Raw genomic sequence first — 20,535 nt, forward strand, 5'->3', positions numbered from 1 at the left:
CTCGCGGGTGGCCGCCCCGACTTCGACGAACAGCGGCCACCCCTCCGGTCTCATCTCATGCGTCGCCCGCGCGGCACCGGGTCGGTCTCGTCGTCGAACTCGCCGATGACCTCCTCCAGCAGGTCCTCCAGCGCGACGAAGCCGACCGGCCGGGCCGGCCCGCCGCCGTTGCGCACCAGCGCGAGCTGGGACTGCCGGGCGCGCATCTCCGCCACCGCCTCGGTCACCGACGCCGTGGCCGGCAGGGTGAGGGCGTTGGTCATCAGGTCCCCGGCGGTGACCGTACGGCCCGTGGTGGTGGCCCGCACCGCCTCCCGGACGTGGACCAGGCCGCAGACGTCGCCGCTGGCGTCCAGCACGGCCAGCCGCGACCGGCCGCTGTCCCGGCTGACCTGCTCGATGCGGTCGGCCCCCTCGTCGCGGCGCACCGTCACCATCTGGTCGAACGGCTCCATCACCTGCGCCACCGTGGTGCCCTGGAGCTCCAGCATGCTGGTGAGCATCTCGTGCTGTTCGGCGCCCAGCAGGCCGTGCTCGCGGGACTGCTCCAGCAGCATCCGCAGCTCGTCCGGGCCGTGCACCTGGGCGAGTTGGTCCTGCGGGTTGACCTTGACCAGCCGCAGCATCGCGTTGGCCAGCGCGTTCATCACCGACAGCACCGGCCGGGCGACCCGCGCGAAGGCGCGGAACGGCAACGCCAGCAGCACCGCCGAGCGCTCCGGGTGGGTGATCGCCCAGGACTTCGGCGCCATCTCCCCGACCACCAGGTGCAGGAAGGTGACGACGCTCAGCGCGAAGATCAGCGCGACCACGTGGCTCGCGGCGTCCGGCAGCCCGACCGCGTGCAGCAGCGGGCTCAGCAGGTGCTCGATCGCCGGTTCGGCGAGCGCGCCGAGACCCAGGGTGCACAGGGTGATGCCGAGCTGCGCGCCAGCGAGCATGAGCGAGAGCTCACGTACGCCGTCCAGCGCGGCCCGGGCGGCCCGACCGCCACCGGCGGCGGCGTGCTCCAGCCGGTAACGCTTGCTGGCCACCAGGGCGAACTCGGCGGCCACGAAGAAGCCGTTCAACGCCAGCAGGATCACCGACGTGAAGAGCGCGATGCCGGGGCTCACGCGGACACCTCCCCGGGCTCGGCGATCCGCAGCCGGACGGAGTCGGCCACGTGCCGGTCGACGGCCAGCACCTCGACCAGGGCGCGCGGTTCCTCCGCGCCGTCCTCGCCGTCGGCCGGCAGGCTGATCTCCAGCCGGTCACCGACCTCGGGGACCCGCCCCAGCTCCCGCATGACCAGGCCGGAGAGCGTGTCGTACTCCGGGGCCTCGGGCAGCGCGATGCCGGTGCTGTCGGCGACCTCGTCGATGCGCCAGCGGGCCGGCACCACCCAGGAGCCGTCCGCCTGCCGGGCCGGGGCCCGCTCGGGCGGGTCGTCCTCGTCCCGGATCGGGCCGACGAGCTCCTCGGCGATGTCCTCCAGCGTGATCACGCCGGCGAAGCCGCCGTACTCGTCGACCACGCAGGCGAGCTGCCGGTGGCCGGAGCGCAGCCGGTCCAGCACGGTCGGCAGCGGCAGCGTCTCCGGCACCAGGAGCGGAGGGCCGGCGACCGCGCTGACCGGGGTGCTCGCGCGCTTCTCCGGGGGTACGCCGAGCACGTCGGCGATGCCGACCACGCCGACGAGGTCGTCGACGCCCTCGGTGCCGCGTACGGGGAAGCGGGACTTGCCGGTGTCCAGCAGCTCGACGACCCGGCTGAGCGGCTCGTGCGCGCGTACGGTGTGCACGTCGACGCGGGGCACCATGACCTCGCCCGCGGTGAGCCCCCGGAAGTCGAGCCCCCGGTCGAGCAGCGTGGACATCTCGGCGGTCAGGTGCCCCTCCTGGCGGGACTCGGCGATGATCTGTTCCAGGTCCTGCGGGGTGGCGCCGCTGGGCAGTTCCTCGATCGGCTCGATGCCGACGCGGCGCAGCAGCCGGACGGCGGCCCGGTCGAAGAGCTTGATCAGCGGGCCGGCGATCTTGAGGTAGATCAGGGTGGAACTGCTCAGGGCCTTCGCGAGGGGCTCGGGCCGGGCGATGGCGAGGTTCTTCGGGGCCAGCTCACCGAGGACCATCTGCACCACGGTGGCGAGGACCAGGGCCAGGGCGACCGAGAGCGGCAGGCTGACCGCCGTCGAGACGCCGGCGCCCCCGAGCAGCTCGGCCAGCCCGGCGCCGAGAAACGGCTCGGCGACGTAACCGACCAGCAGGGCGGTGACGGTGATGCCGAGCTGGGCGCCGGAGAGCATGAACGACAGCCGCCCGGTCACCTCCAGCGCCCGTGCGGCGGCCTTGTCGCCGTCGTCGGCCAACTGCTTGAGCCGGCCGCGGTCCACGGCGACGTAGCCGAACTCCTGGGCCACGAAGTATCCCGTGGCGACGGTGAGAACGATGATGAGGAGAAGACCAACGACGATCAACACGGGTCGCTCAGGGCTCCCGGGGACGTCGGGGTCGGGATACGCCGGGCACGACCCGGCTGGCTACTGCTGCCCTCCTGGGCAGAAGAGTCGATCATGCGGCCCATTTTATCGGGATCGGCTGGATATCCGCTGAAGGTGTGCCGAAGGCCCCCGACACCGGTCGGTCGGGGGCCCCTCCCGGCGTCAGCTCTGGGTGATCTTCACGTCGTCGACGGCCGCCTCCACGAGGCTCGCGCCGCTGGCGTCGGCCGCGTCGATCACGATCCGTACGGTCTGTCCCCGCAGGGCGGAGACGTCGACGCTGGCGCTCTGCCAGGCCGCCGCCCGGTTGGTCGCGGCCCCGGTCGCGTTCAGCGCCGTGACGGTGCCGCCGCCCACCACCCGTACGCGCAGGTAGTCGGCGCTGCTGGCGTTGTTCAGGTGGGCCAGGTACCAGGAGAACGAGAGGTTCAGGGTGCCGGTCGACGGCAGCGTGATGGCCGGCGACTGGATGGTGCTCACCCCGCCGTCGAGGTCGTACGCCCCGGCGCTGCTGCCGGCGAGCGGCCCGGTGACCAGGTCGTAGCTGCCGCTGACGGTCGTGCCGAGCTGGGTGGCCACGCCGGAGCTGGTGGCCGCCGGGTCGCCGCGCTCCCACCGGCCGAGGGTGGCGGTGTCCGTGCCCGCCGGGTCGGCGGTCCACCCGGTGGCGGTCTCGAAGGTGTCGCTGAAGACGGTGGTGCCCGGCGGGGTACCGGTGCCGGCCAGCGCCCACACCGTGTGCGCGATCGCGTCGGCGTTGCGGTCCAGCGCGGTGTCGTTGATGTTGCTGGTGGTGTCGCAGGAGCGGTGGTAGCACGGGTCGAACGCCTGACCGGCCGTGCCGCCCCAGAGCGAGGCCTGGGCGCTGGACTTGGTGCCCTCGGCACCGGTGAAGGTGCCGCCGGCCGGGATGCCGACGCTGATGAACGGCCCGTAGTCGCTGCGGCCGTCGAAGTCGGTGCCCCGGGTGGGCACGCCGATCGAGCTGAAGTACGCCTGGATGGTCTGCTCGATCTGCGCCGAGCCGGCCGGGCCGGGGCCGGAGCCCACCCCGTCGGAGTTGTCGCCGTCGTAGACGAAGTAGCCGGCGTTGGGCGAGCCGACCATGTCGAAGTTCAGGTACTGCTTGATCTTGGTGCGCTCGGTCGACGGCAGGTTGTTCACGTAGTACTGGGAGCCGCGCAGCCCGAGTTCCTCGGCGCCCCACCAGCCGAAGCGCAGGTGCTTGGTGGGGGTGAAGCCGCTGCGGGCCACGGCGAGCGCGGTCTCCAGGATCGCGGCCGAGCCGGAGCCGTTGTCGTTGATCCCGGGGCCGGCGGTGACGCTGTCCAGGTGCGCCCCGGTCATGACCACCTGGTTCGGGTCTCCGCCGGGCCAGTCGGCGATCAGGTTGTAGCCGGTGGCGCCGCCGTAGCTGAACGACTGCACCACCGTGGTGAACCCGGCCGCGTCGAGCTTGCCCTTGACGTAGTTGACCGAGGCGAGGTAGCCGGGGCGACCGTGCGCCCGGTTCCCGCCGTTGGCGGTGGCGATGGACTGGAACTGGGACAGGTGCGCCTTCACGTTGGCCAGCGGGATGTCCGGGGCCGCGGCGAGCGTCGCGGGGGCGGCGGCGGGAACCGTGGTGGTGGGCGCGGCGGTCGCCGAGGAGGCGGTCACGACCGTCGCCGCCGCCACGGCCAGCGCGGCCAGCCAGGCGGAGCGGGGGGTGCGGGGTCTCATTGGTCCTCCGGGGTCCGGTGGTCCCGGTCCCGCCGGGTGGGCGGTGACCGGCGGACGGCCGTTGATCGACAGCCATCACTGCGAAAGCGTGCAGCGGGGCGGACCACCCGGCAAGACGCAAGGCTGAGATTCGTCGCAGTCCCCGAATTGGGACGCCTCGGATGCGATCCCCCGCAGGCCGCGGGTCAGGACGGATCGCCCCCGCCACCGGCACGGCGGTCGGCGGACGCGAGCTCGTCGGCGTCGAGCAGGGCCGGATCGACCCGGCCGGCGCGGTACGCGGCCCGGCCGATCATCTGCGCCGCCACGGGAGCGGTGGCCAGTTGGAAGATCCCGACCAGCGCCACCATGCCCAGGTCGGCCGGGGTACGCAGCCGCAGCGCCACGCCGAGCAGCAGAAGCAGCACCCCGAGCACCTGCGGCTTGGTCGCGGCGTGCATCCGGTCCAGCGTGCCCGGGAAGCGCAGCACCCCGATCCCGGCGGCGAGACTCAGCAGGGCGCCGGCCACCAGGCAGCCGCCGCCCAGCCAGTCGGCCAGCGTGCCCCACATCAGGCCTCCCCGTCCTCGCGAACGGCGAAGCGGACCAGCGACACCGACCCGACGAAGCCGAGCATGGACAGCGCCACCAGCACCGGCAGGGTGGTGGCATGACGGTTCACCGCGGCCTCCGCGCCCACCGCGCCCACCATCGTGGCGAGCAGCATGTCGGCCGCGACCACCCGGTCAATCAGCGACGGCCCGCGGTAGAGCCGGATCAGGGCCAGCAGCGCGGTCACCGAGAACAGGAGGGTGAGGACGGCGGCGAGGAACGTGGTCACGGTTCGGGTCCCCTCTCGACGGGATCGGCGCTGACCCGGCGGACCTCGGCGGCGGAGCCGACCGCGCGCACGAGCCGCCGCTCGACGGCGAGGATCCGCCGCCGGCTGCCCCTGAGGTCCTGCGGGCCGTGGGTGTCGAACACGTGCACGTAGAGGACCCCGGCGTTGCGGTCGACCTCGACGATCAGCGTGCCCGGCACCAGCGACAGCGCCTCGGCGGTGAGCGCCAGGTTCAGGTCGGTGTGCACCCGCAGGCGGACCGCGATGATCGCCGCCCGCGGCTGGTAGCCGGGCTGCACCGCGACCCGCGCGACGTGCGCGCTGGCGCTGACCAGTTCGCCGACGAAGCGCACCACGAAGACCAGCAGCGGCCCGAGGCGCAGCCGGCCGCCGAAGCTCACCGGCGGCAGCGGGAAGAACACCAGCACGGCGCCGGCCACCAGCACCCCGCCCACGAGGTTGCCCCAGGAGAGGTCCCCCCACAGCAGGATCCAGACCAGCACCAGCCAGCCGAAGGCGATCAGCTGGTCGCGGCGCCGCCCCCGCCCGCGCGGCGGCGCCTGCGGGGCCGGGTTCACGGGGCACCGACCGGCAGCACGGAACGGATGTACGGGGTGCGCTCGCGCAGGTCGACCGCCGCGTCGGCGGTGACGTCGAACAGCGGCCCGGCGACGACGGTCAACGCCAGCCCCAGCCCGACCAGCGCGATCGTCGCGCCGACCATCAACGCCGGCAGGCGCACGACCGGCTCGGTGGTGGCCAGTTGCGGGGCGCGCCAGAAGGCGATGTTCCACACCCGCGAGGCCACGTAGAGGGTGAGCAGGCTGGTCACGGTCCCCGCCGCCACCAGCGCGCCGGGCAGCGGCTCGCCGGCCGCGACGCCGGCCTGGAGCAGGCCGAGCTTGCCGAGGAACCCGGAGAAGGGCGGGATCCCGGCGAGGTTCATGGCCGGGACGAAGAAGAGGACGCCGAGCAGCGGGGCCGCCCGGGCCAGCCCGCCGATGCGGCGCAGGTCGGTGCTGCCGGCCCGCTCCTCGACGAGACCGGCGACCAGGAACAGCGTGGTCTGGATGGTGATGTGGTGCACCACGTAGAAGATCGCGCCGGAGAGCCCGGCCACGGTGCTCAGCCCCACGCCGAAGATCATGTAACCGATGTGGCTGACCAGGGTGAAGGAGAAGAGCCGCTTCATGTCGGACTGGGCCACCGCGCCGAGGATGCCGACCAGCATGGTCAGTCCGGCCACCACCATCAGCGGCCCGGCGAGCTGACCGCCGGGGAACAGCAGCGTCTCGGTGCGGATAATCGCGTACACGCCGACCTTGGTGAGCAGGCCGGCGAAGACCGCCGTGACCGGGGCCGGGGCGGTCGGGTAGCTGTCCGGCAACCAGGCCGAGAGCGGGAAGACCGCCGCCTTGACCCCGAAGGCGAGCAGCAGCATCAGCTGGAGGGTCAGCCGTACGCCGTCGGGCAGCGCGTCCAGCCGGTGCGCCAGCTGGGCCATGTTCAGGGTGCCGGTGGCCGCGTACACCAGGCCCACCGAGGCGAGGAAGATCATCGAGGAGAGGATGCTGACCACCACGTACGTCGAGCCGGTGCGGATCCGGGTCTCGGTGCCGCCGAGGGTGATCAGCACGAAGCTCGCGGCGAGCAGGATCTCGAAGCCGACGAAGAGGTTGAACAGGTCGCCGGCGAGGAACGCGTTGGTCACGCCGGCGGTCAGCACCAGGTAGGTCGGGTGGTAGATGGTCACCGGCACGGTCTCGCCGAAGTCGCCCTGCCCCTGGCCGACGGAGTAGAGCAGGACGCACAGGGTCACCGCCGAGGAGACCACCAGCATCAGCGCGGCGAGCTGGTCCGCGACCAGCACGATGCCCACCGGCGCCGGCCACCCGCCGACCTGGACCACCACCGGCCCGTGCCGGTACGCCTGCACCAGCAGCACCGCCGCCACCACCAGCGTGACCGCCAGGCAGGTGACGCTGACGACACGTTGCAGCCCGGGCCACCGGAACAGCAGCAGGGTCAGCGCCGCGCCCAGCAGCGGTACCACCACGGGCAGCGGCACGAGCCGGCTCATCGGGCGCCCCGTCCCGCGTACCCGGTCATCCGGGGCCGTCCCCGCGCCGGCGCGGCGGCCCCGGGTCGACCTGCTCAGGGTCGGCGTCCGGGCCCTCGCCCCCGAGGTCGGAGGTGGCCAGCTCGTTGCGCTCGGCCGCCTCCCGGACCTGCCGGTCCTCGAGGTCGTCGGGGACCTCGTCGTCGCCGGTGAGGTACCAGCTGCGGTAGCTCACCGCCAGCAGGAACGCGGTCAGCCCGAAGGTGATCACGATCGCGGTGAGGATCATGGCCTGCGGCAGCGCGTCGCTCAGCGTGCCGGCGGGCGCCGTGCCGACCACCGGGGCCGCCCCCGCGCGCCCGCCCAGCAGGATCAGCACGTTGACCCCGTTGCCGAGCAGGATGACGCCGAGCAGGATCCGGCTCAGGCTGCGTTCCAGCAGCAGGGTGACCCCGCAGCCGCACAACACCCCGGCGGCCACGACCAGCACCAGGGCCGGTCCCGCGACGCCGCTCCTCACGGCCGCTCCCCCCGCCGGTCGACCCGCAACCCGCCCCCGGACTCGCCGGCCGCCTCGATGTGCCGGTCCACCTCGGCGCCGAGGCTGCGCAGGATGTCCAGCACCAGCCCGACCACGACCAGGTAGACGCCGACGTCGAAGAAGAGGGACGTGACCAGGTAGAAGTCACCGATCACAGGCAGCCACAGGTCGATCCGGGCGCTCTCGAGCACCGACCCGCCCGCGAGCAGCGAGACGGCCCCGGTGCCGACCGAGACGAGCAGGCCGGCGCCGAGCACCGTGCCGGCGCCGACGGGGGCCGCCTCGGCCAGCTCGTAGCGCCCGCCGGCCAGGTAGCGCACCGCCAGCGCCAGGCTCGCCACCAGGCCGCCCGCGAAGCCGCCGCCCGGCGCGTTGTGGCCGGAGAAGAGCAGGAACAGGGAGAAGACCACCACCGTGTGGAAGATCAGCCGGGTCACCACCTCCAGCACGATCGAACGCTGCCGCTCGTGCAGGGTCGCCCCGCCGCGCAACCAGACCCGGTGCCCCGGCCGCTGCACCCGCTTCGGCGGCTCGGGGCGACGTGGGCGGGGCCCGGTGCGGGAGCGCTGGAAGACCAGGCTGGCCACGCCGGTCGCGGCCACCACCAGCACCGACAGCTCGCCCATCGTGTCCCAGGCCCGGATGTCGACCAGGGTCACGTTGACCACGTTGCGGCCGTACCCCTGGGTGACCGCCAGGTCCGGGAACGCGTCGGAGATGGTGGGCGCCTGGCGGGCCGCCGCAGCGGTCAGGGCCAGCCCACCGACCACGACACCGACGGCCGCCCCGATCGCGCGGCGCACCCACCGCCTGCGTCTCGGGCGGGCCGAGAACCGTTCCGGCAGCCGGCGCAGCACCAGCACGAACACCGCGATGGTGGCGGTCTCGACGAGGAACTGGGTCAGCGCCAGGTCCGGCGCGCCGTGGGCCACGAAGAGCATCGCGGTGCCGTAGCCCGTCATGCCCACCAGCAGCATCGCCGTCAGGCGGCGGCGGGCGCCCACCGCGAGCACCGCCGCGACGGTCACCACCGTCACCACCAGGACCTGCAACGGGCTGTCCCAGAGGGCGATCCGGTCCCGCCACGGCCGGGTGGCCAGCATCGCCCCGCCGGGCACCACCGTGAGCACCAGCAGGATGACGCCGAGGTACTGCGGCAGCGAGCCGCGCTGGGTGGCGCCGGTGACCTCGATGGCCAGCCGGTCGAGGCGGCGGGTGGTCCACTCGTACCCCTGGTTGCCGGTGACCGGGACGTGCAGCCGGGCCAGCACCGGGGCGAGCGGTCCGCGCAGCGCGAACAGGGCCGCGCCGCCGGCCACGGCGAGCGCGGAGAAGCCGAGCGCGGGGCTGAGGCCGTGCCACAGCGCCAGGTCCTTGCCGACCGTGCCGAACAGTTCGGCGTACGGGCGGAGCAGGCCGTCGAGGACCCCGGCGGCCGGGCCGGCGAGCAGCCCGACGGCGGCCAGCAGGGCCGGCGGGCCGAGCATCGACGCGGGGATCCGCCCGAGGACGGTCGGCGCCACGCCCGGCCGGGTGGCGAACGCGCCCCAGACGAACCGGAAGCTGTAGGCGACGGTGAGCGCGGTGCCGGCCACCAGCACGGCGAGGACGGCGGGCCGGTCGGTGAAGGCCGCCAGCACGGCCTCCTTGGCGACGAAGCCGACCAGCGGTGGCAGGCCGGCCATCGACGCGGCGGCGAGCACCGTCACGGCGACGAGCAGCGGCGCGCCGCGCCTGAGCCCGGACAGTTCCCGCAGGTCGCGGGTGCCGGCGCCGTGGTCGATGATGCCGACGACGAGGAACAGCGGCGCCTTGAACAGCGCGTGGGCCAGCAGCATCGCCGCCCCGGCCAGCGCGGTGTCCGGGGTGCCCGCACCGATCGCCACCGCGATCAGGCCGAGCTGGCTGACCGTGCCGTACGCCAGCAGCAGCTTCAGGTCGGTCTGCCGCAGCGCCGCCCAGCCCCCGGCCAGCATGGTGGCCAGGCCGGCGACCACGACCACCGGCCGCCACGGGCCGGCAGCCGCCAGGACCGGGGCGAGCAGCCCGATCAAATAGACGCCCGCCTTCACCATCGCGGCGGCGTGCAGGTACGCGCTCACCGGCGTGGGGGCCGCCATCGCCACCGGCAGCCACGAGCTGAACGGCAGCAGCGCCGACTTGGACAGCGCCCCGGTGAGGATCAGCAGCACCGCCGTGACCAGGTACGCCCCGCCCGGCAGCGGGGCCGCGACGATCTCCGACCAGCGGTAGGTGCCGGCGTGCCCGCCCAGCATGATGAATCCCACCAGCATCGCCAGCCCGCCGAGCGTGGTCACGGTCAGCGCCTGCACCGCCGCCCACCGGCTGGCACGCCGCTCGACGCTGTGCCCGATCAGCAGGTACGAGAAGATCGTGGTGAGTTCCCAGCACACGTAGAGCAGCAGCAGGTCGTCGGCGAGGACGAGGCCGAGCATCGCCCCCGCGAATGCCACCATGACGGCCGCGAAGCGGGCCACGCCGGTGGACTCCGGGCCGAAGTAGTGGGCGCTGTAGATCAGGACCAGCGCGCCGACGCCGCCGACGAGCAGGACCATCAGCCAGGACAGGGTGGTCAGCCGCAGCGCCAGGTCCACGTCGAGTTGGCCGATCCACGGGTACGTCTCGACCACCGCCCCGCCGTCGCGCACGGCGGGGGTGCGGGCCAGCGCCCAGCCGAACGCGGCCGCCGGCGCCAGCGCCAGCGGGTAGCAGGCGCGGGGACCCCACCACCGGACGAGCAGCGGCGCGACGAGGGCCGCCACGCAGTGGAGGATCAGCAGTACGAGCACCCGCGCTCCCGGTCGAGGTGGCTGCGGCGCGCGCCTGAGGTGGGACGGCACCTAGGTGCGATCACACGCCAGTTCGTTGCTCGGCGGGCGGTTTTGCGCGAATTCGTCCCGGTTGTGGCGGGACGCTCAACCGACGATGACCTCGGCGGCGGGGGCGACGGGCTCGCGGGCGGGACGCTCGCGCCGGGGCTCCACCAGCAGGTCGGGGCGGCCGAGCTGGACCACGACCTTGTTGACCACCCGCTGGGCCGCGGCGAGGGAGCGCACCGGCAGCAGCCGGCCCCGGCTCTCGCGCCGCAGCACGAAGTAGTGCACGGCGGCGCGGACCTGTCCCCGGTCGGCCGCGCTGGCCTGCGCGGTGGAGACGACCAGCTCCCGCAGCGCGGCGGCGAGCCGCTCGGCCAGCTCCAGCTCCGGGCCGGACAGGCCGGTGCGGACGGCGGCGAGATGACTGTCGACCTTGCGGATCAGCACGTCGGTGCTTGGCTCGAAGCTCCGCTGCTCGACGGTCAATCCGATCCCCTCCACCCCAGGCTCACGCTCCGAGTGAAGTTACTTTATGTTGTGGGACACAATCAAGCAGTTAAGTAAGACTTAATGGATTAACCGCGCAAACGGCGCGGTGGGGCCGGAGCGGGGCGCCGCGTCCCCGCCGCGGGCCTGAATGTCGGTCCGTCGGGGCAGGATGGACGGCGTGACGCATGCGATGGCGGGTTTCGGCGCGGCCACCCGGGAGTGGTTCGGCGCCGCCTTCGCCGCGCCCACCGCCGCCCAGACCGGCGCGTGGCATTCCGTCTCCGCGGGGCGCAGCGCGCTGGTGGTGGCCCCCACCGGTTCGGGCAAGACGCTGGCGGCGTTCCTCTGGTCGCTCGACCGGCTGGCCCGCGAGCCAGCCCCGGCCGACCCCCGGCACCGGTGCCGGGTGCTCTACGTCAGCCCGCTCAAGGCGCTCGCGGTCGACGTCGAGCGCAACCTGCGCACCCCCCTGACGGGCATCCGGCAGGCCGCCACCCGGCTCGGCGTCGCGCCGCCGGAGATCACCGTGGGGATGCGCACCGGCGACACCCCCGCCGACGAGCGACGGGCCTTCGCGCGCACCCCGCCGGACATCCTCATCACCACGCCCGAGTCGCTGTTCCTGCTGCTCACCTCCGCCGCCCGCGACTCCCTGCGCGGCGTCGAGACGGTGATCGTCGACGAGGTGCACGCGGTCGCCGGCACCAAGCGCGGGGCCCACCTCGCGCTCTCCCTGGAGCGCCTCGACGAGCTGCTGCCCGCCCCGGCGCAGCGGATCGGCCTCTCCGCCACCGTCCGGCCGGTCGACGCGTGCGCCCGCTTCCTCGGCGGCGCCCGCCCCGTCGACGTGGTCGCGCCACCCAGCGCCAAGACGATCGAGGTCAGCGTCCAGGTCCCGGTGGAGGACATGACCCGCCTCGACGAGCAGGAGCCGCCGCAGGACGACCTCGGCGGTCTCGGCGCACGTCGGGCGTCCATCTGGCCGGCGCTGGAGGAGCGCGTCTTCTCCCTGGTCAGGGCGCACCGCTCGACCATCGTCTTCACCAACTCCCGGCGTTCCGCCGAGCGCCTCTGCGCCCGGCTCAACGAGCTGGCCGGCGAGGAGTCGGCCGGGCAGGAGGCGACCGGCGGGTCCCCGCCGCCGGCCCGCGACGCCGACGGGTGGGGCGGCCCCGCCGGGCCGGTGCGCGTCGGCCGTACGCCCGCAGAGCTGATGGCGCAGGCGGGCGCGGCAGCCGGCGCGCCGCCCGTGATCGCCCGCGCCCACCACGGCAGCGTCTCCCGCGAGGAGCGCAAGCACATCGAGGAGGCGCTCAAGTCCGGTCAGCTGCCCGCCGTGGTGGCCACCTCCAGCCTGGAGCTGGGCATCGACATGGGCGCCGTCGACCTGGTGGTGCAGATCGAGGCGCCGCCCAGCGTGGCCGCCGGCCTGCAACGGGTCGGTCGGGCCGGGCACCAGGTCGGCGCGGTCTCCCGCGGCGTGGTCTTCCCCAAGCACCGGGGCGACCTGCTCTCCTGCACCGTGGTGGCCGAGCGGATGGCCGACGGCGCCATCGAGGAGCTGCACCATCCGCGCAACCCGCTCGACGTGCTGGCCCAGCAGATCGTCGCCATGGTGGCGTTGGAGCCGTGGCGCGTCGGCGACCTGGCCGTGCTGGTACGCCGGGCGGCGCCGTTCGCCGAGCTGCCCGACTCGGCGCTGCACGCCGTGCTCGACATGCTCTCGGGCCGCTACCCGTCCACCGCGTTCGCCGAGCTGCGGCCCCGGCTGGTCTGGGACCGCGCCACCGACACGCTCACCGGCCGGCCCGGCGCGCAGCGGCTCGCGGTGACCAGCGGCGGCACCATCCCCGACCGGGGGCTCTTCGGCGTCTTCCTGGCCGGGGCCGAGCGGGCCGCCCGGGTCGGCGAGCTGGACGAGGAGATGGTCTACGAGTCCCGGGTCGGCGACGTCTTCCTGCTCGGCTCGTCGTCCTGGCGGATCGAGGAGATCACCCCCGACCGGGTGCTGGTCTCCCCGGCCCCCGGCCAGGCGGCGAAGATGCCGTTCTGGAAAGGCGACCAGCTCGGTCGGCCCGTCGAGCTGGGCCGGGCCATCGGCGCCCGGGTGCGCGCCCTGCTGCGGCAGGACGACGAGACGGCCGTGGCCGCGCTGCGGGCCGGCGGGCTGGACGCCTGGGCCGCCGGCAACCTGATGGCCTACCTGCGCGAGCAGCGCGCCGCCACCCGGTCCCTGCCCGACGACCGCACGGTGGTGGTCGAGCGGTTCCGCGACGAGCTGGGCGACTGGCGACTGGCCGTGCACAGCGTCCTCGGCGCCCGGGTCAACGGGCCGTGGGCGCTGGCCATCGGCCGCCGGCTCGCCGAGCGCTACGGCGTGGACGCGCAGGTGATGCCGTCCGACGACGGCATCGTGGTCCGCCTGCCCGACACGGCCGACGAGCCGCCCGGCGCCGACGTGGTCGTCTTCGAGCCGGAAGAGATCGCCCAGCTCGTGGAGGAATCGGTCGGCACGTCCGCGCTCTTCGCGTCCCGGTTCCGCGAGTGCGCCGCCCGGTCACTGCTGCTGCCCCGGCGCGACCCGCGCCGCCGCCAGCCGCTGTGGCAGCAGCGCCAGCGCGCCGCCCAACTGCTCGACGTCGCCCGCGAGTACGCCGACTTCCCGGTCACCCTGGAGGCCGCCCGGGAGTGCCTCCAGGACGTCTTCGACCAGCCCGCGCTGGCCGAGCTGATGCGCGACCTGGCCGCCCGCAAGGTGCGCCTGGTCGAGGTGGAGACCGCCCAGCCGTCGCCGTTCGCCCGGTCGCTGCTCTTCGGCTACGTCGGGGCGTTCCTCTACGAGGGCGACGCGCCGCTGGCCGAGCGCCGGGCCGCCGCGCTGGCGCTGGACTCGACCCTGCTCGGCGAGCTGCTGGGCCGGGTCGACCTGCGGGAGCTGCTCGATCCGGCGGTGCTGGCCGAGACCGAGCGGCAGCTGCGCTGGCTGACCGAGCAGCGCCGCCCGCGCGACGCGGAGGACGTGGTCGAGCTGCTGCGCGTGGTCGGCGACCTCTCCGAGGCGGAGCTGGCCGAGCGGGGCGCCTCCCCCGGGTGGCTGACGGAGCTGGCGGCGGCCCGCCGGGTGCTGCGCGTACGCGTCGCCGGCGAGGAGCGCTGGGTGGGCGTCGAGGACGCCGCCCGGCTGCGCGACGCCCTCGGCGTGGCCCTGCCGGTCGGGGTGGCCGAGGCCTACCTCGCCCCGGTGGCCGATCCGCTCGGTGACCTCGTCGCCCGCTACGCGCGTACGCACGGGCCCTTCGCCGCCGCCACCTGCGCGGCCCGCTTCGGGCTCGGCGTCTTCGTGGTCGAGCAGGCGCTACGCCGCCTCGCCGCCACCGGGCGCGTGGTCGCCGGCGAGTTCACCCCCGACACCGCCGGCAGCCAGTGGTGCGACGCGGAGGTGCTGCGGCTGCTGCGCCGCCGTTCCCTGGCCGCGCTGCGCCGGGAGATCGAGCCGGTGCCGCCCCGCGCGCTGGCCGCGTTCCTGCCCCGCTGGCAGCAGGTCGGCTCGTCCGCGCGGGGGGTGGAGGCGCTGGCCGCCGCCGTGGAGCAGTTGCAGGGGGCGGCGGTGCCGGCGTCGGCGCTGGAACGGCTGGTGCTGCCCGGCCGGGTCGCCGACTACTCCCCCGCCCAGCTCGACGAGCTCTGCGCCAGCGGCGAGGTGCTCTGGGCCGGCTCCGGTGCCATCTCCGGCGGCGACGGCTGGGTCACCCTCGCGTACGCGGACGTCGCGCCGCTGCTGCTCCCCCCGCCCGACGAGGCGCTCACCCGCACCCCGCTGCACGACGCGGTGCTGGACGCGCTCGGCGACGGGCAGGCGCTGTTCTTCCGGTCGCTGTCCGACCGGGTCGGCTCGACCGACGACGCCGCGCTGGCCGCCGCCGTCTGGGACCTGGTGTGGGCCGGTCACCTCACCAACGACACCCTGGCGCCGATGCGCGCGGCGCTCGGCGGCGGCGGGGCACACCGGTCCCGGGCCACCGCGCCGCGCACCCGCTACCGGCGCCCCGGGCGGGTGGCCCTGCCGACGCGGGGCGGCCCGCCGACCGTCGCGGGCCGCTGGTCCCGGCTGCCCGAACGCGACACCGACCCCACCCGCCGCGCCGCGGCCCTGGCCGACGTGCTGCTCGAACGGCACGGCGTGGTGACCCGGGGCGCGGTGCTGGCCGAGCAGGTCACCGGCGGTTTCGCCGCGGTCTATCCGGTGCTCTCCGCGCTGGAGGAGCGCGGCGCGGCCCGGCGGGGCTACTTCGTCGAGGGCCTGGGCGCGGCGCAGTTCGCGGTGCCGGGTGCGGTGGACCGCATCCGGGCGCTGGCCGAGCCGACCGACGGCGGGCGGGGGCGTGGCGGGCCTGCCCTGGTGCTCGCCGCCACCGACCCGGCCAACCCGTACGGCGCGGCGCTGTCCTGGCCGGAGCGGGCCGTCGACTCGGGCGACGGGGCCGCCCCGGCGACCGGGCACCGGGCGGGGCGCAAGGCCGGTGCCGTGGTGGTGCTGGTCGCCGGCGACCTGGTGCTCTACGTCGAGCGCGGCGGGCGGACCATCCTCTCCTTCACCGACGAGGCGGACCTGCTGGCGGCAGCCGGGAAGGCACTCGCCGACGCGGTGCACTCGGGCGCGTTGGGCGCGATGTCGGTGGAGCGGGCCGACGGCGAGGCGGTGCACTCCTCGCCGCTGCACGACGCGCTCACCGCGGCCGGCTTCCGCGCCACCCCGCGCGGCCTGCGCCTGCGCGGCTGACCCGCCCCGCCCCGTCCCGCCCCGTCACGCCACGTCCATGGCACGTTCCAGCGGCGGTGGTGAGGTCTCATCGAAGCCCCGCTGGCTTCTGACCGACGACGGAAGGCGGGGGAAGCCGATGAACCATTACCGCGGGAACGCTGATACCTCTGCGGTATGAAGATACCTGCTTGGTATCGGAGACGAGCGGAGCACCGCCGGCCTCATAGTCTCTGTGCGCGAGCCCTAGGGCTGGCGCACAGAGACTCAGTCGACCGCGCCAGGCCGGCCAGGCCGCGCCCTGCCGGGTCGCGCCAGGCCTAATCACGCCGGGCCGGGCCGGGGACGGTGGGACGGGCGGTCAGCGCAGGCCCGTCAGGACCTTCTCGTAGCGGGCACGGTCGGCGGTGGGGGTCTTCGCCTCCAGGTAGTTGAGCACCACCGTGCCCCGCCGGAACGACTGACCGCCCCACGTCTCGGCGATCTCGCTGGCGCTGGTCTCGTCGGGGAAGACGTAGACGGTGACCGCGTCGGTGGCGATCAGCTCGGAGCAGCCCAGGCCGAGCCCGTCCGGGCCGCACTCGACCGACCGGTCCCGAGGGTTCGGCACCTTCAGCCCGGCGGCCTTGAACGCGTCCACGACCTGCCGCGCGCCGGGCGTACCGGTCGGCCGGGCCGGCAGCTTCACGGGCGGCGGGCTGGCGGGACGGCGCTCGGTCGCACCACCGGCGCTCGGAGCCGCCGGACCCGCCCCGGTCGGCGGGGCGGCCGGCGGGGCGGGTCGCGTCGGCGTGGCTGCGGGCGCCTCGGCCGGGCCCGACGACGGTACGGCGGCCGGGGTCGACGCCGGGGCGGCGGAGGGCGCCGCGCGCCGGTCCTCCGCGTCGTCGCCGCAGGCAGCGGTGAGGGCGGCGGCGATCACGAGCACGGCGACGGCGGGCAGGCTCCGGTTGGTCACCCCTGGCAGTCTGCCCAACCGGTTCCCGTCCCGGCAGTGGCCGGTCGGTCAGTGCCGCTGTCCCATTTCCGCCAACCCGCCCCGGTCGGTCGGCACCGGTACGATCCCGACCGGTCGACGAGGGAAGCCGAGGACGACGGGGGTGGACGCGATGACCGGGATGACCGTCCGGCCGGCGCGGGCCGAGGACCGCGCGGCGGTCGACGCGCTGCACGAACGCGAGTGGGGTGGGCCGTACGTCGTCGCCCACGACACCCGCCACGACCTGCGTACGCTGCCGACGCTGGTGGCGGCCGACGGCGCCGGCGCGGTGGTCGGGGCGCTCGCGTACCGTGCCGACGCCGACGGGCTGGAGGTCGTCAGCGTGGTGGCCGCGACGCCCGGCGGCGGCGTCGGCACGGCCCTGTTGGCGGCGGCCGCCGAGGTGGCCCGGGCCGGGGGCCGGCACCGGCTCTGGCTCGTCACGACGAACGACAACCTGCGGGCGCTGCGGTTCTACCAGCGGTGCGGGCTGCGGCTGGTGCGCGTGGACCGGGGCGCGGTGGACCGGGCCCGCCGGCTCAAGCCGAGCATCCCGATGGTCGGCGAGGGCGGCATCGGACTGCACGACGAGCTGGTCCTGGAGCTGCTGCTCGCCGCCGGCGAACGGGTGCCCGACGCCCGTGCGGAGCACGGCGCGGACCGCGCCCCGTGGATCTCGCTGACCACCGACTACGGCCTCGCCGACGGGTTCGTCGCCGCCTGCCACGGGGTGATCGCGCGGCTGGCGCCGCAGGCCCGGATCGTCGACGTGACCCATCTGGTCCCGCCGGCCGACGTACGCCGGGGCGCGGCGGTGCTCGCGCAGGCCGTGCCGCACCTGCCGGAGGGGGTGCACGTGGCCGTCGTCGACCCGGGCGTGGGTACGGCCCGCCGGGGCGTCGCGCTGGCCACCCCGCGCGGGCTGCTGGTGGGGCCGGACAACGGCCTGCTGGTCGACGCCGCCGAGGCGCTGGGCGGGGTGAGCGCGGCCGTCGAGCTGACCGATCCGGACTGGCTCGCGCCCGAGGTGTCCCGCACGTTCCACGGCCGGGACGTCTTCGCGCCGGTCGCCGCGCGGCTCGCGCTCGGCGCGCCGCTGGCCCGGTTCGGCCCGGCGGTCGACCCCGGGTCCCTGGTCCGGCTGCCGACACCGGTGCTCCGGCGGGAGGCGGACGGGTTCGCGGCCGAGGTGCTGACCGTCGACCACTTCGGCAACGTCCAGCTGGCTGCCCCGGGCGAGCTGCTGACGCCGCTGCCGGCCCGGGTCCGGGTGGGGCCGGGTGCCGGTTCCGCGCCCGGCCGGGAGGCCGTACACGGGCGCACCTTCGGCGACGCCCCGCCGGGCGGGCTGGTGGTGCACGCCGACTCCGCCGGCCGGGTCGCCGTGGCGGTCAACGGCGGCCGGGCCGTGGACCTGCTGGCGGTGGCGCCGGGCGACCTGCTGCGCGTCGCGGCCGGCTGAGCGGCCGGGTCGCCGCCCGACGTGGCCGGGCACCGGAGCGGGCCGCCGCCGGGGCGCCCGGCCGGTCCGGCCCGGTCACCGCGCCGGGCCGGGCGGATTCCGCCGACCGGCCCGGCGGGCGTACGGGGTGGCGGTCAGCAGAGCGGCACGGTGCCGCCGTAGACCGCCGAGACGTACGCGTGGCTGACGTACTGGCCGCTGGCGAGGCGGTTCCACCGGTTGGTGGTCCGGTACGGGCCGGCGACGGTCTGCCCGGTCACGTAGCACTGGATCGGCACGTTGGCGTACCGGGCGGCCAGGCCGCGCACCGCGTAGCCCGTACCGGCGCCGGTACGGATGTTGAGCGGGCCGTCACCCACCACGCCGCGCGGGCCGCTGCCGGTCCACAGGTACGCGACGTCCACCCAGGCGTTCGTGGTCAGCTGCAACCCGTCCCAGAAGGTGCCGTCGGCGAGGTCGACGCCGGCCGGGTTCAGGACCACCCGGCCGAACTGGTCCCGCCCGCCGTTGTAGCCGGACTGGTAGGCCGCCTGTGCCTGCGGCCGGCCCTGCGGCAGGTCCTTCCAGTTCTCCCGTACGGCGCTGAGGTTCCAGTGGTCGTCGCGGGTGTTCCACGGGCCGACGTCCCAGACCGGGGCGTACTCGCAGCGGCTGCCGGTGGTGGTGCAGACCCGGACGGTGTAGTCGCCGGTGTTCGCCGGGGACAGGCCGCGCCGCGACGGCAGCGCGACGAAGTGGTCCCGCGCCACGATGGTGTGCCCGTTGGCGGTCACCTCGCCGACCAGCCCGATGCGGGTCGCGTACACCCGGTAGGTGAGGCCGGGCGTGGCGGCGGAGACGGCGGCGACGGTGTCGGCGGCGAGCCGCACGGCGCGCACCTCGGCGCTGGCGCCGGGCCGGCTCGCGGTGAGCACCACCCGGGTCTGCACGCGGGTGACCGGCCGGTCGAAGACCGCCCCGCCGGTGGCGTCGCGCCACTCGGTCCAGCCCGCCGCCCGCCACCCCCGCACCTGGACCTCGGCGGTGCCACCGGCGACGGTACGGGCGACGACGGTGGCGCTGACCCGGGTGGCGGGCCGGGTCAGGATGCGCGGCGGCGCGAGGAAGATGCCCTCGGCGACCGCGCTGCGGGGTGAGCGGGCGGGCGCGGGGCGGGAGTCTGCCAGGCGGAGCCCCGCGCGGGTGTGCCGGACGTTGACGTCGTCGCCGTCGACGCGGGAGAGGTCGGCGCTCCACCGCTCGCCGTCGGCGGCGGCGAGCGCGGGGCTCGGGGAGGGCAGGAGGGCGAGGGCGAGGATGACGGTCAGAGCGGTGGTACGGGCACGACGTTGGGGCAGAATCATGGGCATTCTCCTCAGAACCCCCTGATCGTGCCCTTGTGGGTAGATCGATGGGAACCTCCATACAAATAGCGACACATGCGAATTCGACTCGGACGAGGAAGGATGGCCGGGTGCCCGAAGGCGACACCGTCTGGAACACCGCCCGCGTACTGCACCGCGCCCTGGCCGGCGCCCGCCTGACCGGCAGCGACTTCCGGGTGCCGCAGCTCGCCGCCACCGACCTCACCGACTGGACCGTGCGGGAGTCGGCCAGCCGGGGCAAGCACCTGCTGCTCCGGCTCACCGCCCCACCGAAGGTCGCGCCCCCGCCCACCGGGGCGACTTCCTCGGCGGGCGCGGGCGCGGGCCCGGCCGCGGCCGCGGGCGACGACGCCGGGGCGCGCTGGACGCTGCACTCACACCTGCGCATGGACGGCGCCTGGCGGGCGTACGCGCCCGGGGAACGGTGGACGGCCCGGCCGGCGCACCTGATCCGGGTGGTGCTGCGCAGCGCGCGGGCGGTCGCCGTCGGCTACCACCTGCACGACCTGGCGCTGGTGCCGACCGCCGAGGAGGAGTCCCTCGTCGGGCACCTCGGCCCCGACCTGCTCGGCGCGGACTGGGACCCGGCGGAGGCCGTACGCCGGCTGGCCGCCCACCCGGACGCCACCATCTCGGAGGCGCTGCTGGACCAGCGCAACCTGGCCGGCGTCGGCAACCTCTACAAGTGCGAGGTGCTCTTCCTGCGCGGCGTCTCGCCCCGGACCCCGGTACGCGCGGTGCCGGACCTCGCGGGCACCGTGGCGCTGGCGCGCAAGCTACTCGCGGCCAACCGGGGCCGCTGGACGCAGAGCACCACCGGATCGCTGCACCGGGGACAGACCAGCTACGTCTACGGCCGGCGCGCCCAGCCCTGCCGCCGGTGCGGCACCGCGATCCGCAAGGAGGAACTGGGCGAGCGGGTCACCTACTGGTGCCCGGTCTGCCAACCCGAACGCCAGGCGGACTGACGCCCGGGTCGGCGTGTCGGGCGGGACACTCCGGCGCTGCGGCGGCGAGTCGC

The 20,535-nt window shown here is 75.1% G+C and carries 15 protein-coding genes and 1 pseudogene; 4 read left to right on the plus strand and 12 right to left on the minus strand.

Annotated elements, in window-relative coordinates; translation table 11 throughout:
- Window positions 1-50: 50 nt before the first annotated feature.
- From GA0070610_RS19950 to GA0070610_RS19995, 10 genes are all read right to left on the minus strand, one after another.
- Window positions 51-1,115, minus strand: coding sequence for a hemolysin family protein (locus GA0070610_RS19950; RefSeq protein WP_089001444.1), 1,065 nt, complete (start codon window positions 1,113-1,115; stop codon window positions 51-53).
- Complete coding sequence (locus GA0070610_RS19955; protein ID WP_089001445.1) at window positions 1,112-2,461, minus strand: hemolysin family protein; 1,350 nt, start codon at window positions 2,459-2,461, stop codon at window positions 1,112-1,114. Before GA0070610_RS19955 ends, GA0070610_RS19950 begins: the two co-directional genes overlap by 4 nt.
- Window positions 2,462-2,644: 183 nt before the next feature.
- Complete coding sequence (locus tag GA0070610_RS19960) at window positions 2,645-4,204, minus strand: M28 family peptidase (RefSeq protein WP_089001446.1); 1,560 nt, start codon at window positions 4,202-4,204, stop codon at window positions 2,645-2,647.
- 185 nt (window positions 4,205-4,389) lie between these two features.
- Window positions 4,390-4,755 carry a monovalent cation/H(+) antiporter subunit G gene (mnhG, locus tag GA0070610_RS19965; RefSeq protein WP_089001447.1) on the minus strand — a complete coding sequence of 122 codons (366 nt, stop codon included), beginning with the start codon at window positions 4,753-4,755 and terminating at the stop codon, window positions 4,390-4,392.
- Entirely contained in the window at window positions 4,755-5,024 is a 270-nt protein-coding gene (locus GA0070610_RS19970; RefSeq protein ID WP_089001448.1) for a monovalent cation/H+ antiporter complex subunit F, read from the minus strand. Before GA0070610_RS19970 ends, mnhG begins: the two co-directional genes overlap by 1 nt.
- Entirely contained in the window at window positions 5,021-5,602 is a 582-nt protein-coding gene (locus GA0070610_RS19975) for a Na+/H+ antiporter subunit E (RefSeq protein WP_089001449.1), read from the minus strand. Before GA0070610_RS19975 ends, GA0070610_RS19970 begins: the two co-directional genes overlap by 4 nt.
- Entirely contained in the window at window positions 5,599-7,104 is a 1,506-nt protein-coding gene (locus tag GA0070610_RS19980; protein WP_089001450.1) for a Na+/H+ antiporter subunit D, read from the minus strand. The genes GA0070610_RS19975 and GA0070610_RS19980 overlap by 4 nt, the downstream gene beginning before the upstream one ends.
- Before the next feature lie 25 nt (window positions 7,105-7,129).
- Window positions 7,130-7,603, minus strand: a complete 474-nt coding sequence (locus tag GA0070610_RS19985) for a Na(+)/H(+) antiporter subunit C (protein ID WP_089001451.1) — start codon at window positions 7,601-7,603, stop codon at window positions 7,130-7,132.
- Window positions 7,600-10,434 (minus strand): Na+/H+ antiporter subunit A, encoded by a 2,835-nt coding sequence (locus GA0070610_RS19990; RefSeq protein WP_089001452.1) that lies wholly within the window; start codon window positions 10,432-10,434, stop codon window positions 7,600-7,602. Before GA0070610_RS19990 ends, GA0070610_RS19985 begins: the two co-directional genes overlap by 4 nt.
- Window positions 10,435-10,560: 126 nt before the next feature.
- Window positions 10,561-10,962, minus strand: coding sequence for a hypothetical protein (locus GA0070610_RS19995; protein WP_231925748.1), 402 nt, complete (start codon window positions 10,960-10,962; stop codon window positions 10,561-10,563).
- 178 nt (window positions 10,963-11,140) lie between these two features.
- Here GA0070610_RS19995 and GA0070610_RS20000 point away from each other — a divergent pair, with 178 nt between their 5' ends.
- A complete protein-coding gene (locus GA0070610_RS20000; RefSeq protein ID WP_392567334.1) occupies window positions 11,141-15,730 on the plus strand; it encodes an ATP-dependent helicase in 4,590 nt (1,529 codons plus the stop codon).
- 340 nt (window positions 15,731-16,070) lie between these two features.
- Here GA0070610_RS20000 and GA0070610_RS31235 read toward each other — a convergent pair whose 3' ends face one another.
- Window positions 16,071-16,667, minus strand: a complete 597-nt coding sequence (locus GA0070610_RS31235; protein WP_197697756.1) for a hypothetical protein — start codon at window positions 16,665-16,667, stop codon at window positions 16,071-16,073.
- A gap of 160 nt (window positions 16,668-16,827) precedes the next feature.
- Between GA0070610_RS31235 and GA0070610_RS31485 the strand changes: the two are divergent.
- A pseudogene (locus tag GA0070610_RS31485) lies at window positions 16,828-17,166 on the plus strand (GNAT family N-acetyltransferase); the annotation flags it as partial.
- A 150-nt stretch (window positions 17,167-17,316) separates the two neighbouring features.
- Complete coding sequence (locus tag GA0070610_RS31490; protein WP_231926217.1) at window positions 17,317-18,150, plus strand: SAM hydrolase/SAM-dependent halogenase family protein; 834 nt, start codon at window positions 17,317-17,319, stop codon at window positions 18,148-18,150.
- Window positions 18,151-18,284: 134 nt separating this feature from the next.
- Here GA0070610_RS31490 and GA0070610_RS20015 read toward each other — a convergent pair whose 3' ends face one another.
- Complete coding sequence (locus GA0070610_RS20015) at window positions 18,285-19,493, minus strand: hypothetical protein (protein ID WP_089001456.1); 1,209 nt, start codon at window positions 19,491-19,493, stop codon at window positions 18,285-18,287.
- 110 nt (window positions 19,494-19,603) lie between these two features.
- Here GA0070610_RS20015 and GA0070610_RS20020 point away from each other — a divergent pair, with 110 nt between their 5' ends.
- Entirely contained in the window at window positions 19,604-20,482 is an 879-nt protein-coding gene (locus tag GA0070610_RS20020; protein WP_089001457.1) for a zinc finger domain-containing protein, read from the plus strand.
- The last annotated feature ends 53 nt before the right edge of the window (window positions 20,483-20,535 follow it).

Source organism: Micromonospora echinofusca (assembly GCF_900091445.1).
Lineage (GTDB): Bacteria > Actinomycetota > Actinomycetes > Mycobacteriales > Micromonosporaceae > Micromonospora > Micromonospora echinofusca.

Coding starts and splice junctions, on each gene's coding strand:
- GA0070610_RS19960 (WP_089001446.1), bottom strand. CDS start 4,204: ATGAGACCCCGCACCCCCCGCTCCGCCTGGCTGGCCGCGCTGGCCGTG.
- mnhG (WP_089001447.1), bottom strand. CDS start 4,755: ATGTGGGGCACGCTGGCCGACTGGCTGGGCGGCGGCTGCCTGGTGGCC.
- GA0070610_RS19980 (WP_089001450.1), bottom strand. CDS start 7,104: ATGAGCCGGCTCGTGCCGCTGCCCGTGGTGGTACCGCTGCTGGGCGCG.
- GA0070610_RS20000 (WP_392567334.1), top strand. CDS start 11,141: ATGGCGGGTTTCGGCGCGGCCACCCGGGAGTGGTTCGGCGCCGCCTTC.
- GA0070610_RS20015 (WP_089001456.1), bottom strand. CDS start 19,493: ATGATTCTGCCCCAACGTCGTGCCCGTACCACCGCTCTGACCGTCATC.